This is a genomic window from Streptomyces sp. NPDC089915, assembly GCF_040684675.1.
GTDB lineage: Bacteria > Actinomycetota > Actinomycetes > Streptomycetales > Streptomycetaceae > Streptomyces.
In genome coordinates this window covers 24,933-37,799 of the sequence record NZ_JBFBGN010000065.1, presented here as the reverse complement: position 1 = coordinate 37,799, position 12,867 = coordinate 24,933, and the positions used below count along the sequence as shown (strand labels likewise).

10 protein-coding genes are annotated in these 12,867 nt (G+C 75.0%); 3 read left to right on the top strand and 7 right to left on the bottom strand.

Going from position 1 to position 12,867, the window contains the following annotated elements:
* Nucleotides 1-153 precede the first annotated feature (153 nt).
* A complete protein-coding gene (locus tag AB0O29_RS20395; RefSeq protein ID WP_365153322.1) occupies nucleotides 154-1,347 on the bottom strand; it encodes a sensor histidine kinase in 1,194 nt (397 codons plus the stop codon).
* 174 nt (nucleotides 1,348-1,521) lie between these two features.
* Here AB0O29_RS20395 and AB0O29_RS20390 point away from each other — a divergent pair, with 174 nt between their 5' ends.
* Nucleotides 1,522-2,457: an ion transporter gene (locus tag AB0O29_RS20390; RefSeq protein WP_365153321.1), complete on the top strand. Its 936-nt coding sequence runs from the start codon at nucleotides 1,522-1,524 to the stop codon at nucleotides 2,455-2,457.
* A gap of 57 nt (nucleotides 2,458-2,514) precedes the next feature.
* Here AB0O29_RS20390 and AB0O29_RS20385 read toward each other — a convergent pair whose 3' ends face one another.
* From AB0O29_RS20385 to AB0O29_RS20360, 6 genes are all read right to left on the bottom strand, one after another.
* Nucleotides 2,515-4,083 (bottom strand): hypothetical protein, encoded by a 1,569-nt coding sequence (locus AB0O29_RS20385; RefSeq protein WP_365153320.1) that lies wholly within the window; start codon nucleotides 4,081-4,083, stop codon nucleotides 2,515-2,517.
* A 129-nt stretch (nucleotides 4,084-4,212) separates the two neighbouring features.
* On the bottom strand, nucleotides 4,213-4,872 hold the full coding sequence (locus AB0O29_RS20380) for an ATP-binding cassette domain-containing protein (protein WP_365153319.1): 660 nt from the start codon (nucleotides 4,870-4,872) through the stop codon (nucleotides 4,213-4,215).
* Nucleotides 4,865-5,827: an ABC transporter ATP-binding protein gene (locus AB0O29_RS20375; RefSeq protein ID WP_365153323.1), complete on the bottom strand. Its 963-nt coding sequence runs from the start codon at nucleotides 5,825-5,827 to the stop codon at nucleotides 4,865-4,867. Before AB0O29_RS20375 ends, AB0O29_RS20380 begins: the two co-directional genes overlap by 8 nt.
* A gap of 128 nt (nucleotides 5,828-5,955) precedes the next feature.
* Nucleotides 5,956-6,834 (bottom strand): ABC transporter permease, encoded by an 879-nt coding sequence (locus AB0O29_RS20370; protein ID WP_365153318.1) that lies wholly within the window; start codon nucleotides 6,832-6,834, stop codon nucleotides 5,956-5,958.
* Nucleotides 6,827-7,792, bottom strand: a complete 966-nt coding sequence (locus AB0O29_RS20365; protein ID WP_365153317.1) for an ABC transporter permease — start codon at nucleotides 7,790-7,792, stop codon at nucleotides 6,827-6,829. The genes AB0O29_RS20370 and AB0O29_RS20365 overlap by 8 nt, the downstream gene beginning before the upstream one ends.
* A gap of 32 nt (nucleotides 7,793-7,824) precedes the next feature.
* Nucleotides 7,825-9,411, bottom strand: a complete 1,587-nt coding sequence (locus AB0O29_RS20360; protein ID WP_365153316.1) for an ABC transporter substrate-binding protein — start codon at nucleotides 9,409-9,411, stop codon at nucleotides 7,825-7,827.
* A gap of 190 nt (nucleotides 9,412-9,601) precedes the next feature.
* On the opposite strand from AB0O29_RS20360, the gene AB0O29_RS20355 reads away from it, so the two are divergent.
* Together AB0O29_RS20355 and AB0O29_RS20350 are read left to right on the top strand one after the other, a co-directional pair.
* Nucleotides 9,602-10,579, top strand: coding sequence for a fibronectin type III domain-containing protein (locus AB0O29_RS20355; protein ID WP_365153315.1), 978 nt, complete (start codon nucleotides 9,602-9,604; stop codon nucleotides 10,577-10,579).
* Nucleotides 10,580-10,728: 149 nt separating this feature from the next.
* The gene (locus AB0O29_RS20350; protein WP_365153314.1) at nucleotides 10,729-12,765 is read left to right on the top strand and encodes an NB-ARC domain-containing protein; all 2,037 of its coding nucleotides are present in this window, start codon (nucleotides 10,729-10,731) and stop codon (nucleotides 12,763-12,765) included.
* The last annotated feature ends 102 nt before the right edge of the window (nucleotides 12,766-12,867 follow it).

The following is a 12,867-nucleotide window of genomic DNA, read 5'->3' as shown; positions in this document are numbered from 1 at the left end:
CGGGTCCGTGCGCGGCGGCCCGTTCGACGGCCTCCGCGCCCGTGCCGGCCTCGGCCACCACCTCCAGGTCGGGCGTCTCGTCGATCAGCACCCGCAGTCCGGAGCGGATCAGCGGCTGGTCGTCGACGAGCATCACCCGGAAGGGACCCCCGGTCATCGCCGCTCCCCCGGTTCCCCGGCGGTCAGCGGGATCTCCGCCGCCACCCGGAAGCCGCCCTCGGGGCGCGGTCCGGCGCTGAAGCGGCCCCCGAGCAGCCCGACCCGCTCGTACATGCCCGTGATGCCGAAGCCGGGCTTGCCGGGGCGCACCGCCGCGCCCCTGCCGTCGTCGGCCACCTCCACCCGCAGCTCCTCCTCCCGGAACTCCACGGTCACCCGGGCCCGGGCGGAGCCGCCGGCGTGCCGGACGACGTTGGTGAGGGCCTCCTGCACGATCCGGTAGACGGACAGGTCGATGTCCGCGGGCAGCGGGCGCGGCTCGCCGGTCCAGCGGACCTCCACTCCGACGCCCGAGCCCGCGAGCGAGGCGGCCAGCGCGTCGAGGTCGGCGAGGCCCGGCGCGGGCCCGGTCGGGGCGGGGTTCCCGTCCCCGGGTTCGGCCCGGCGCAGGGCGACCAGGGTCCGGCGCAGCCCGGCGAGGGTCTCCCGGCTGGTGTTCTCGATGGCCTCCAGCGCGCCGCGCGCCTCCTCGGGCCGCGTGGCGATGACCCGCCTGCCCACCCCCGCCTGGATGGCGACGACCCCGATGCTGTGGGCCACCATGTCGTGCAGCTCCCGTGCGATGCGCAGCCGTTCGGCGGTCACCGCCTCGGACACGGCCTGGGCGCGCAGTTCCACGGCGTGGACCCGCCGCTGGCGCACGAGCAGCCCGGCCATGCAGCAGGTGCCCAGGGCCAGGACCGAGATCAGCAGCGCGGCGATGAGGGTGGCACCGGGCGCGAGCAGGCCGACGGCCAGGACCTCCACCACCGCGACGGCGGCGCCGGCGGCGATCGCCTGCCGGCGGGGGCGCACGGCCACGACGAGGCCGAGGACCAGGTCCACCGGGAGGTAGCCGAGCAGCCGGTCCGGGCCGTGCGGCCCCATCGACCCGAAGGCGGTGAAGGTGGCGGCGAGGACGGTCAGGGCCAGTGCCGCCGACGGCCGCCGCCGGAGCATTCCGGCCAGCAGGCTCAGCGCGAGCAGCAGAACGGCCGCCGCGACCAAACCGGTGTTCTGGGGGCCGGCGGCGAGGAGCAGGCCGGCGGTGAGGAGGTAGAGCAGGGCCGCGCCCGTGTCGAGGAGGGCGGTGCGCACCCGCCCTCCCGCGTCCGTCCCGAAGGGCGCTCGTAGCGCTGTTGTGTTCATGCCGCGACAGTAATCACCGCACTCGGCGGGGGAATCGGCCCGCGGGCTTAAGCCCCGGGGCGGGGTCGCGCGCCCACGGGGTCCGCTGAAACCCGTTCGGCGGCGGGGCGTTAGAGGTACGGGCCGGTGCGTGCGCCGGCGCTCACCACGAGCCCTACGAGTACGAGGAGACAGATGACGGACACGGACACCGTGCGGGCCCGGTCCGGCCGCGCGAGACTTGCGGCCCACTGCCGGCGGATCACCGAGGCCCCCTCGTTCGGCATGGGCGTCTTCGCCGTGATCCTGATCAACGCGGGCCTGATGGGGGCCGAGACGTACAGCGGCCTGGCCGCGTCCCAGGGCCGGATCCTGCAGCTGGCGGAGGACGGCTGCCTGGTCCTGTTCACCCTGGAGATGGTGCTGCGCCTGGGCTCCTACGCGGACCGGCCGAAAGCATTCTTCCGGGACCCGTGGAACATCTTCGACCTGCTGATCGTGGCCTCGGCCTTCCTGCCGTTCCTGCGCTCGAACACCACCGTGCTGCGGCTGCTGCGCCTCGCCCGCGTGCTGCGCACCGCCCGTTTCCTGCCCCATCTGCGCATCCTGCTGCTCGCGGTCGGGCGGAGCCTGCCGGGCACGGCGAGCTTCCTGTTCGTCGGCGCGCTGGTGGTGTACGTGTACGCGATGGTCGGCTGGGTCTGCTTCGCGCACTCCGACCCGCAGCACTACGGCTCGATCGGCCGGGCGGCGCTCACCCTGTTCCTGCTCACCACCCTGGACGGGCTGACGGACGCCGTCCGGGCGGGTCTGGAGATCTCCCGGTTCAGCATCCTCTACTACGCCTCCTACGCGCTCCTCGCCTCGTTCGTGCTGGTCAACGTCCTGATCGGGGTGGTGCTCAACTCTCTCGACGAGGCGCGGGAGATGGAGGAGGCCGACGCCCGGGCCCGGGAGCGGGCGACGCGGGACAGGGACGCCGCCGACGAGGTCCGCGACCGGATCACCGCGGCCCGTCTCGCCCTGGACGACCTGGAGGCCGGCCTGGACCTGGTCCGGGCCGCGCCCCCGGCCGCGCCCGGGCCTCGGGAGCCGAAGGAGCGGGAGCGCCGGCTGGAGTCCGCGGTGTAGCTCCCCGGTGGAGGTCCCCGCCCGTCCCTCGGGCGGGGACCTCCACCGGCGGCCGGTTCAGCCGCCGTCGCGGACGGCGACGATGCCGTTGAACACGCCGACGTAGGCGGTGCCGTCGGGGCCGAGGGTGATCGGCGCCCAGTTGTTGTCGTACAGCGGGCCGGTGCCCGTCAGCTGCCGCCAGCGGCGTTCGCCGGTGCGGAAGTCCACGGCGGTGAGGTACCAGGCGTCGATGCCCCAGGCGTTGGGCTCCTTCTCGTAGAAGTAGAGCAGCCCGTTGCCGGTGGAGAGCTTGGGGACGACGGAGGGCGAGCGGATCGCGCTCTCCCAGACCGTGTCGCAGCCGCTGCCGTCCGCGCGGACGTCGATGCGGCTGACGCCGCCGACGACCGACTTGCCCAGCAGCAGCGAGGTGACGTTCTCGTAGCCGTAGTTGTTCTCGACGACGATGCTGTTGCCCCAGGTGATCAGGGAGTTGTCGGTGGTCGAGGCGCCGGAGCCGAAGACGGGCACCTTGCAGACCAGCCGCCGGTCGGCGGGGACGTCGGTGCCGCGCCGGTAGACCAGGACGTTCATCCGGTCGTCGGCGTTGTCGGTGATGGCGACGTACCCGTCGCCGAAGAGGTCCGGGGTGGTGCCCGAACCCTGGTTCACGGAGCCGGGCTTGGTCCCGGTCCCGCGGTCGTACGTCTGGCGCCACTGTGCCTCGGGGGTGCCGTCGGCGGCGGCCCGAAAGCTGTAGAGGGCGTGGTCGGAGACGATGGAGACGCCGTCGCGGGCGACCGAGAAGGAGTTCTGGATCTCCTCGCCCTCCAGCCGGACGGAACGGATCCGCGAGGTCACGGGGTCCACGGTGCCGACGCGGCCCTGGCGGGTGACCCACCAGATGAGCCCGTTCCAGTCGGGCATGACGGAGGTGACGGGGTCGCAGGTGCCGCTGGGCCACAGGTTGGTCCAGCTGACGCAGTCGTGCGGGACCTGGCCGGTGAGGTCCCAGTCGTCGTCGACGGTGAACTTCCAGCTCCCGTCGGGGTTCTGGGAGTGGGCCAGGCGCAGGACGTGCTGGCGGGAGTCGGCCAGGACCGCGCGGTCCTGGTCGTCCAGGTAGAAGTAGGCGCCGCCCGAGGTGTCCTTGAAGATCTTCGAGAAGTCGAGCGAGGTGATCGCCTCGACCGTCGAGGAGCGCTGCGGGAGCCGGTATTCCGCGAGCGTGGCGAGCGTACGGGGCTCCAGGAGCCTGACCTCGAAGCCGGAGAAGGTGCCGCAGACGGTGACGAGGCGGCCGCCCGCGTCGAAGGTGGCGGTGGCGCACTCTCCGCCGAGTGCGGCGATCTTCTCGCTGGTGACCTGCGGGTTCCTGCCCAGCGGTCCGGACCACGGGGAGGTGGCGCTGCCGCCCGCGTCGGAGTGCATGCCGCTGCGTCCGTTGGGCGCGAGGAAGGGGTGCTGCGGCGGGGGTCCGCCCGGCAGCGGGGCGGCGGTCGCGGGGGCGCCGTCGTAGTGGCCGACCAGCCGGTGGCCGGGGGCCTGGGGGATCTCCCGGGCATGGGCGGGGCCGGTCCAGGCCAGTAACGTCAGGACGGCGAGGGCGGGGGCCACGGCGCAGTTCAGCGCTCTTCGGAACATCCCGGTTTGCTCCTTCTGGTTCGGTGCTGTTGACATTGCGTCTGACATCGCGCCGCCGCCAGACGCTAGATCGCACCGCCCGAGGAGTCCATGGCCGCGCCCGATGATTCATGAGCGCGCAACAGACGGTCAACCGCCCGCGATGTCACCCCAGTCGGCCGTACGGTCGCACCAGCGGCCGAGCAGCACCGGATCGTGTCCGACGGCGAGCAGACCGGCTCCGGTCTCCCCCCGGTACTCCTCGACCACGCCGACCAGGGCCGCGGTGGTGGAGGCGTCGAGCATCGCGGTCATCTCGTCGCACACCAGCCAGCGGGGCCGCAGCACCAGGGCCCGGGCCAGGCAGGCGCGCTGGAGCTGGCCGTCGCTGACCTCGTGGGGGCGCCGGCCGAGCAGGTCCGGCCCGAGTCCGACCCGTTCGGCCAGGGCCGCGACGGCCTCGTCCGCCCCGCGCCGGCGGCCCGTGGCGCGGAGCGGTTCCGCGACGAGGTCGCGCAGCGTGAGGCGGGGGTCCGCGGAGAGCCGGGGCTGCTGGAAGACGACGCCCACGGCGGTGCGCAGGGCGCGCGGGGCCCGGTGCCGGAAGCCGGTCACGGGGGTGCCGTCGAGGACCACCGTCCCCCGGTCGGGCCGGTGCAGCAGGGCGGCGACCCGGGCCAGGGTGGACTTGCCGCAGCCGCTGGGCCCGAGCAGGCCGAGGGCCTCGCCGGGGCGCAGGGCGAGGTGGGCGTCGCGGACGACGGGGCTGCGGTGGTCGTAGCCGGCGGTGATGCCCTGGAGCTCAAGCACGGTGGCAGGCCACCCCTTCGGTGAGCGCGGGCCGGACGGTCCGGCAGAGCGGGTCGGCGAGGGCGCAGCGGGGGGCGAAGGCGCAGCCGGGCGGGAGGTCACCGAGCTCGGGCGGGGAGCCCGGGACCGGGGTGAAGGCACGTTCGGGCAGGGCGTCGAGGAGGCCGCGGGCGTAGGGGTGGCGGGGCCCGGGTGCGCCGAAGAAGGCGGCGGCGGGGCCGAGTTCCACGATCCGGCCGGCGTACATGACGGCGACGGTGTCGGCGATGCGCTCGGCGGCGGCGAGGTCGTGGGTGATCATCAGGAGGGCGCGGCCGGCGGCCCGGGTGTGGGCGCGCAGTTCGTCGGCGGTGCGCTCGACGAGGTCCCGGTCGAGGCCCGTGGTCGGCTCGTCGGCGAGGAGCAGCGGGGCGTCCCCGATGAGCGCGAGGGCGGTGGCGGCGCGCTGGGCGAGGCCGCCGGAGAGCTGGTGGGGGTGGTGGTCGAGGTGGGTCGCGGGGAAGGCGGCCCGGGCGGCCGCGGCCTCGGCGGCCTCGCGGGGGGCGCGGGTGCCGGTGAGTGCCCGGACGGTCTCCTCCAGGTGGGAGCGGACGGTGCGGACCGGGGTGAGGTGGGCGGCGGGGCTCTGCGGGACCAGGCCGACGCGGCGGCCCCGTACGGTGCGGGCGAGGGTGTCCTCGTCGGCGGCGAGCAGGTCGAGGCCGTCGGCGAGGAGGGCCGATCCGGCGGTCTCTGCGTTGCCGGGGAGCAGCCCGAGCAGGGCGGAGGCCAGGACGGACTTCCCGCAGCCGCTCTCCCCGACGAGCACCAGGCACTCCCCCGCCGCCAGCGCGAACTCCGCTCCGGAAACGGCCTCGACGTAACGGCCGCCGCCCATGCGGAAGCGCACGGAGAGCCCCTGGACGCGCAGCACGGCGGGGCCGGACGCGGACGGGACGGGGTCGGACGCGAGCACGGCGGGGCCGGACGCGGACGCGGGCGAGACGGGGTCGGACACGGGCGCGGCGGGGTCGGACACGGGCGCGGCCGTGCCGCCGGGGCGGTCGGCGGGGGCCCGCCCCTGCGGGCCGGGGTCGGGGCGGGTCACAGGGCGGTCTCCGAGCGTCGGCGGGGGTTGAGGCGGTCGCGCCAGGCGCCCGCGAGGCCGGCGATGGCCAGCGTCGGGAGGATCAGCAGCAGGCCGGGGAAGAGCGTGGGCCACCAGTCCCCGGCGAGCAGGGAGCCCCGGCCGCCCTGCACGAGGGTGCCGAGGCTGGCCTGGTGGGCGGGCAGGCCGAGGCCGAGGAAGGACAGGGCGGACTCGTGCCACATGGCGTGCGGGACCATCAGCACCGCCGCCAGCCCGGCCTGCGGCAGCACCCCGGGCAGCAGGTGGCGGACGGTGACCCGCCACCGCGAGGCGCCGCCGGACACGGCCGCGTCCACGTACGGGCGGCCGCGCAGGGAGAGCACCTCGGCGCGCACGATCCGGGCGGTGGACAGCCAGTGGGTCACCGCGACGGACGCCACCACCGGCCAGACCCCCGGCCGGAACAGGGCGACGACGAACACCCCCAGCAGCAGGTGCGGTACGGACGACAGGGTGTCGACCGCCCGCATCAGCAGCCGGTCGGTCCAGCCGCCGAGCGCCCCCGCGGCCGCGCCGACGGCCGTGCCGACGACGGTGGCGACGACCGCCGCGACCAGCCCGACCAGCAGGGACACCCGCAGCCCGTAGACGCAGCGCAGCAGCAGGTCCCTGCCCACGTCGTCGGTGCCGAAGGGGTGCGCCCAGGAGGGCGGGAGCAGTTTCGCGGAGAGGTCGACGGCCTGCTGGTCGAGCTGGACCAGCGGCGGCACCACCAGCACGGCCAGGGCCAGCAGGGCCGCCACGGCCGCCGAGGCGCGCACCCGCAGGGCGCGGGTGGAGCGGCGGTCCCGGCCGCGGGTGCGCCAGGCCGCCGGTGTGGCGGTGTCAGCCATCGAAGCCCACCCTCGGGTCGGCGAGCCCGTACAGCAGGTCGGACAGCAGGTTGCCGGCGAGCACCGCGGCCGTGGCCAGCACGGTCAGCGCGGCCAGCAGGGGGAAGTCCACCGAGGTGGCGGCCTGCACGGTGGCGGCGGCGATGCCGGGCCAGCTGAAGACGGTCTCCACGAGGAGGGCTCCGGTGATCAGTTCGGGCACCCGGGAGCCGATGAGGGTCAGCATCGGGAGCATTCCGGAGCGCAGGGCGTGCCCCGTCAGGACCCGCCGCGGGGACAGGCCCCGGGCGCGGGCCCCGCGTACGGGGTCCTCGTCGAGGGCGTCGGCGACCCCCTGGCGCACGTAGAGGAAGAACCAGGGCAGCTGCGAGATGCCGAGCACCAGCGCGGGCAGTACCAGGTGGGAGGCGACCTGCCCGGCGGTGACCGTGTCGGCTGCCGCGTCGGTGAGCCCGCCGGAGGGCAGGACGCCCAGCCGGACGGAGAAGAACCAGATGGCCAGCAGGCCCAGCCAGAAGGCGGGAGCCGCCTCCAGGGTGTACGCGAGGCCGCTGACCGTCCGGTCCAGCGCCCCGCCCCGGCGGCGCGCGGCGAGTACGCCGAGGGCCGTGCCGAGGAGGACCGCCACGGCGAAGGCGCAGCCCGCGAGCAGCGCCGACCAGCCGAGGCGCTCGGCGATCGCGTCGGCGACGGGCTGCCGCAGGGCGGTGGAGTTCCCGAGGTCGCCGGTGAGGGCGGAGGTCAGCCAGTCCCACCAGCGGACGGTGAAGGGCCGGTCCACGCCGAGGTTGGCGCGCAGCTGGTCGAGTTCGGCTCCGGAGGCGGTGAGTCCGGCGGTGCCGGCGTAGGCCTTGACGGGGTCGAAGGGGGAGAGCGCGGCGACGGCGAAGACGCCGAGGGTGACGGCGAGCAGGACCGGGCCGGCGGCGAGCAGCCGCCGCCCGGTCATCCGCGCCATCGGCCCCCAGGGCGGCCGCGGGGGGCGGGGGGTCACTTCTGCTTCGGCTTCCAGTTCTCGACGTTCCACCAGGGGCCGGCGCCGAGGCCGTGGTCGTGCGGCTCGACCTGGGTGGAGGGGCCCTCCCACTTGTCGGAGACGACGTAGAGGTGGTCGATGTGGGTCAGGAAGACGTAGCCGGGGTTCTGGGCGAGCTCGCGCTGGACGGTGTCGTAGGCGGTCTTGCGGACAGCCGGGTCGCCGCTGGTGCGGCCGTCGGCGAGGGCGCGGTCGACGACGGGGTTGTCGTACCGGGCCATGTTGTTGAAGCCGTCGCCGGCGAGGGAGGAGGTCAGCAGCTGGTACTGGTCGAAGTCGGGGTCGGCCGGGGAGCCGCCGCCGGCGAGGACGGCGTCGGTCTTCATCCGGGGTTCGATGACCTCCCAGGTACCGGCCTCGGTCCGCACCTCCACGCCCGCCTTCTTGGCGTCGGAGGCGAAGGCCAGCGCGTGGTCCTGGCGGATCTTGTCGCCGGAGGTGTACCAGAGCGGGAAGGCGGCCCGGACCCCGTCCTTGACGCGGATGCCGTCCGGGCCGGTCTTCCAGCCCGCCTCGTCGAGGATCCGCTTCGCCCGTTCGAGGTCGTACGGGCGCTCCGTGCCCGGGGTGAACCAGCGGCTGTCGGTCGGCACGGGCCCGTAGGCGGCCTTGCCCGCGTGGTCGAGGAGCTTGTCCACCATGGCCTGCCGGTCGACGGCGATGTCCAGCGCCCGGCGCACGGCCGCGTCACCGGTGACCGGGTGGTGCGTCGGCAGGGTCACGTTGCGGTAGTCGAAGGTCTTGGCCGCGTACGTCGTACGGGAGGAGTCCTTCGCGAAGCCCCGGGCGAGGTTCGGCGGCAGGATCGCGGCGTCGAGCTCGCCGGAGCGCAGCCGGGTGGCGCGGACGTCGTCGTCCTTGACTACGGCCATGGTGAGGTTCTTCACGGCGGGCTCGCCGCCCCAGTAGCCGGGGTTGGCCTTGAAGCTGAGCTTCTCGCCCTTGGACCAGCCGGTGAGGACGTAGGGGCCGGTGCCCACGGGCCGGGTGGTGAACTCGCCGCTGTTGACGTCCTGCCGGCCCGCGACGTGCTCGGGGGCGATGGGCAGGACGGTGCGCTCGGCGAAGGGCGCGTAGGGGTACTTGAGGGTGAAGACGACCCGGTCGGCGCCCTGGGCGGTGACGCTCTCGATCGCGTCGAGCTCGGTGCGGGAGGCGTTGTTGGTCTTGGGGTCGAGGATGGTGCGGTAGGTGAACTCGACGTCCTTGGCGGAGAAGGGCTCCCCGTCGCTGAATTCGACGCCCTGGCGCAGCCGGTAGGTGTAGGTGCGGCCGTCGGCGGAGACCTCCGGCAGGGCCTCGGCGAGCGCGGGCCTGAGCTTCATGTCCGCGTCGTGGGTGAGGAGCCCGTCGAAGATCTTGGAGTTCCCGTCCTTGCCGTAGCCGAGCAGCGGGCTGAGGCTCTCGGGTTCGGTGGCGATGCCGACGACGGCGGAGTCGGCCCGGGCGGGGGCCGAGGGGTTCGAGCAGGCCGTCACGCCCGTGATGAGTGCGGCGGCGAGCGCCGCGGCCGCGGCTCCCCGTACGTTCCGGGCCGTCATGGTGTGCACATCCCTGTTTAAGGTCATCTGTAATTGCAAAGAGATCGCAATAATGCCAGACGCGATCAGAAGAAGACGAACCCGGCCATACGGGCGCCGGTTCCCGGCCACAGGGGTCTTGTCCGGCCGCCCCCGCTCGTGCCATATATGTCTAGACCTTTACGAGAGCACGTACGAGGAGGGCACCCCCGTGCGACCCATCACGGCCCCGCGCCGCGCCGGGGCGGTCCTCGCGGCACTCGCCCTCTGCCTGGCCGCCCCCGCCCTGGCCGCCTGCGGAGCGGACGCGGACACCACGCCCCCGCACGCCCCCGCCGGGCTCACCGCCCAGGCGGGCAGCGCCACCTCGGTCCACGTGATGTGGGAGGCGGCCGCCCCCGCCGACGGGGTCACCGGCTACCAGGTCTTCCAGAACGGCCGGATCGTCCGGGAACTCCCCGCCGAGAAGACCATGGTGGACATCACCGGGCTCACCCCCCGGACCGCCTACTCCTTCACCGTCCGGGCCAGGGACGCCGCCGGGAACCACTCCCCCGCCGGCGCCGCCGCGCAGGCCACCACCCCCGCCGCCAAGCCCGACGACCGGCAGCCGCCCACCGCCCCGCCCACCACCGCCGGCCGCGCCGAGGGCCCCCGGACCGCGCGGCTGGACTGGACCCCGGCGACGGACGACACGGGCGTGACGGCGTACGACGTCTACCAGGGCGGGATCCGGATCCACACCGAGGGCGCCGCCGCGACCTCCACCACCCTGACCGGGCTCCAGCCGGGCACCGCCTACTCCTTCACGGTCCGGGCCCGCGACGGCTCCGACAACAGCTCCCCCGACGGCCCGGCCGTCGCCCTGACCACCCCCGACGACCCCGCGCAGGGCCCCGGCACCGCGCCCGGCGCGTTCACCGCCGCCGCCTCCCCCGGCACGGTGGACCTCGGCTGGACCGCCCCGGACACCGGCCGCGAGACGAGCGAGTACCAGCTCTACGTCAACGACCGTCCCGTCACGGTCATCCAGTTCGGCGCCGGAGCCGTCCCGAAGGGCCGCGCCGCCTACCGGCTCACCACGACGGAGCCGGCCGGCACCGCCTGGACCCTGAAACTCCGCGCCCGCCTGCCCGACGGCAACTGGGGCGCCTTCTCGGAGGAACGCCGCATCACCCTCCAGGGCTGACACCCCGGGAACCGCCCACCACCGATCCGGGCCGAACGGCACGAGCGCACAAGAAGATCGCGCACAATACAACCGTGTTCGGTGAGTACTCGGTCAACCACAGTCAGACAGGTGCCACGGGCGGCGACCATGCGTCAGAATCTGGCGCCGTGCCGGGAAACCTGCCGCCGGAGACGGCGAGCTTCGTCGGCCGCGAGGCCGAACTCGACCGCCTCGGCGGTCTGCTGGACCAGCGAAGACTGATCACCCTGGCGGGGGTGGGCGGAGTCGGCAAGTCGCGGCTCGCCCTGCGGGCCGCCGCCCGGACCGCCCGGGCGCGGCCCCACGGGGTCTGGTGGGTGGAGCTCTCCCCGCTGCGCGACCCCGGGCTCCTGACCACCACCCTCGCCCACGCCCTCGGCCTGACCATCGGCGTCGCCGGGCACGCCGACCAGTCGCTGGACGAGGAACTGTGCGCGTGGATGGCCGACAAGGACCTGCTCATCGTCCTCGACACCTGCGAGCACCTGGTCACCCCGGTCCGGCACCTGGTCGGTGAACTCCTGCAGTCCGCACCCGGCCTGACGGTGCTGGTCACCTCCCGCGAGCGGCTCGGCTCCCCCGGCGAGACCGTCGTGGAGGTCCGCCCGCTGCCCTGCGACGGTCCCGAGAGCGATGCCCTCGCCCTCTTCCGGGCCCGCGCCCTGACCGCCTCCCCGCAGGCCGCCGCCACCCTCGCCGACCCCGCCCGGGCCGCCCTCGCGGCCGAGGTCTGCCGCCGTCTGGACGGCATCCCGCTCGCGCTGGAACTGGCCGGGGCCCGGCTGCGGGTGTGGACGCTGGAGCGGATGGCGCAGCTGCTCGGGGCCCGCTTCGAGGTGCTCTCCGACACCACCCGGGCCGCGCTCCCGGCCCGGCACCGGACCCTGCGGACCGCGATCGGGTGGAGCCACGAGCTGTGCGAGCCGCTCGAACGGCTGCTGTGGGCCCGGCTGTCGGTGTTCGCCGGGGACTTCGACGTGGCCGCCGCCCGGACGGTGTGCGCCGGCGGGCCGCTGCCCGCGGCGCGGGTGGAGCGGCTGCTGGAGGGGCTGGTCTCGAAGTCCGTCGTACGCCGCTCCCGGGAGCGGGGCGCGGGGGCCCGCTACCGGATGCTGGACACCATCCGCGAGTTCGGCCACGACTGGCTGGCCGAGCTGGACGAGGTGCGCACCGTCGCGGACCGCCACGCCCACTGGTACGCCGCCCTGGCCCGGGCCGCCGAACGGGGCTGGATGGGGCCCGGCCAGGTGGACTGGTACCGCAGGATGAGCGCCGAGCACGCCCAGCTGCGCACCGCGCTGGAGCACCTGCTCGGGACCGACCCCGCGGCGGCGCTGGAGATGGCCGGCGCCCTGTGGTTCTTCTGGTTCTCCTGCGGCCACCTCCAGGAGGGCCGCGGGTTCCTGGAGCGGGCCCTGGCCCAGGTCCCGCCGACGGGGGCCCCGCACGCCCAGGCCCTGTGGACGCTCGGGCTGACGATGCTGCTCCAGGGCGACCTGGCGGCGGCCCGGATGACGGGCCTGGCCTGCGTACGGGCGGCGGACGCGCTGGGCGATCCGGAGGGCCGGCTGCGCGCCGCCTACCTGCGGTCGGTGTCGCTCCTGATGCCGGGCGACCCGGTACGGGCGCTCGCGCTGGCGGGACCCCCGGCGCGGGCGGGCCACGGCGGGGACGGGGACGGCGCGGGGCTGCTGCTGTGCCAGCTGGTGAGCGCGTACGCCCTGTGCGACCTGGGGCGCTTCGAGGAGGCCGCCGAGGAGGCGCACGGGCTGCGCGAGGCGTGCGTGGAGCTGGGCGAGCGCTGGCTGCGGGCCTACGCGGACTACGTCCTGGCCTTCGCGGCGCTCGGGCTCGGGCAGCACGGCGAGGCCGCCCGGCACGTACGGGCGATGCTCTCGGGCAAGCGGCTGCTGAACGACCGCTTCGGCATCGCGATCGGCCTGGACCTGCTCGCGGCGGCGGTGGCGGCCCTGGGCGACGGGGAACTGGCGGCGCGGCTGCTCGGCACCGGGCACGCCTGGTGGCGCACGGTGGGGCGGCCGCAGATGGGCTCGCCCTCGCTGACGGCCCTGCGGGACCAGGGCGAGCGGCAGGCCAGGGCGGCGATCGGCGACGCGGCGTACGAGACCGCGTTCCGGGGCGGTGCGGCGGCGTCCACCGGCTGAGGCGCGGCCGGTGGACGCCGTAAGGCGAGGGCTCCCGTCAGTACGGGAGGGGTCTGCCCGACGGTGTGCGCAGATCCAGGTCTCGGGGGGCGGGCTTGGGGA

Bases quoted from the DNA above. Each gene is read 5' to 3' on its own strand.
- AB0O29_RS20395 (WP_365153322.1), bottom strand. From the start codon at position 1,347: ATGAACACAACAGCGCTACGAGCGCCCTTCGGGACGGACGCGGGAGGG.
- AB0O29_RS20390 (WP_365153321.1), top strand. From the start codon at position 1,522: ATGACGGACACGGACACCGTGCGGGCCCGGTCCGGCCGCGCGAGACTT.
- AB0O29_RS20385 (WP_365153320.1), bottom strand. From the start codon at position 4,083: ATGTTCCGAAGAGCGCTGAACTGCGCCGTGGCCCCCGCCCTCGCCGTC.
- AB0O29_RS20370 (WP_365153318.1), bottom strand. From the start codon at position 6,834: ATGGCTGACACCGCCACACCGGCGGCCTGGCGCACCCGCGGCCGGGAC.
- AB0O29_RS20365 (WP_365153317.1), bottom strand. From the start codon at position 7,792: ATGGCGCGGATGACCGGGCGGCGGCTGCTCGCCGCCGGCCCGGTCCTG.
- AB0O29_RS20360 (WP_365153316.1), bottom strand. From the start codon at position 9,411: ATGACGGCCCGGAACGTACGGGGAGCCGCGGCCGCGGCGCTCGCCGCC.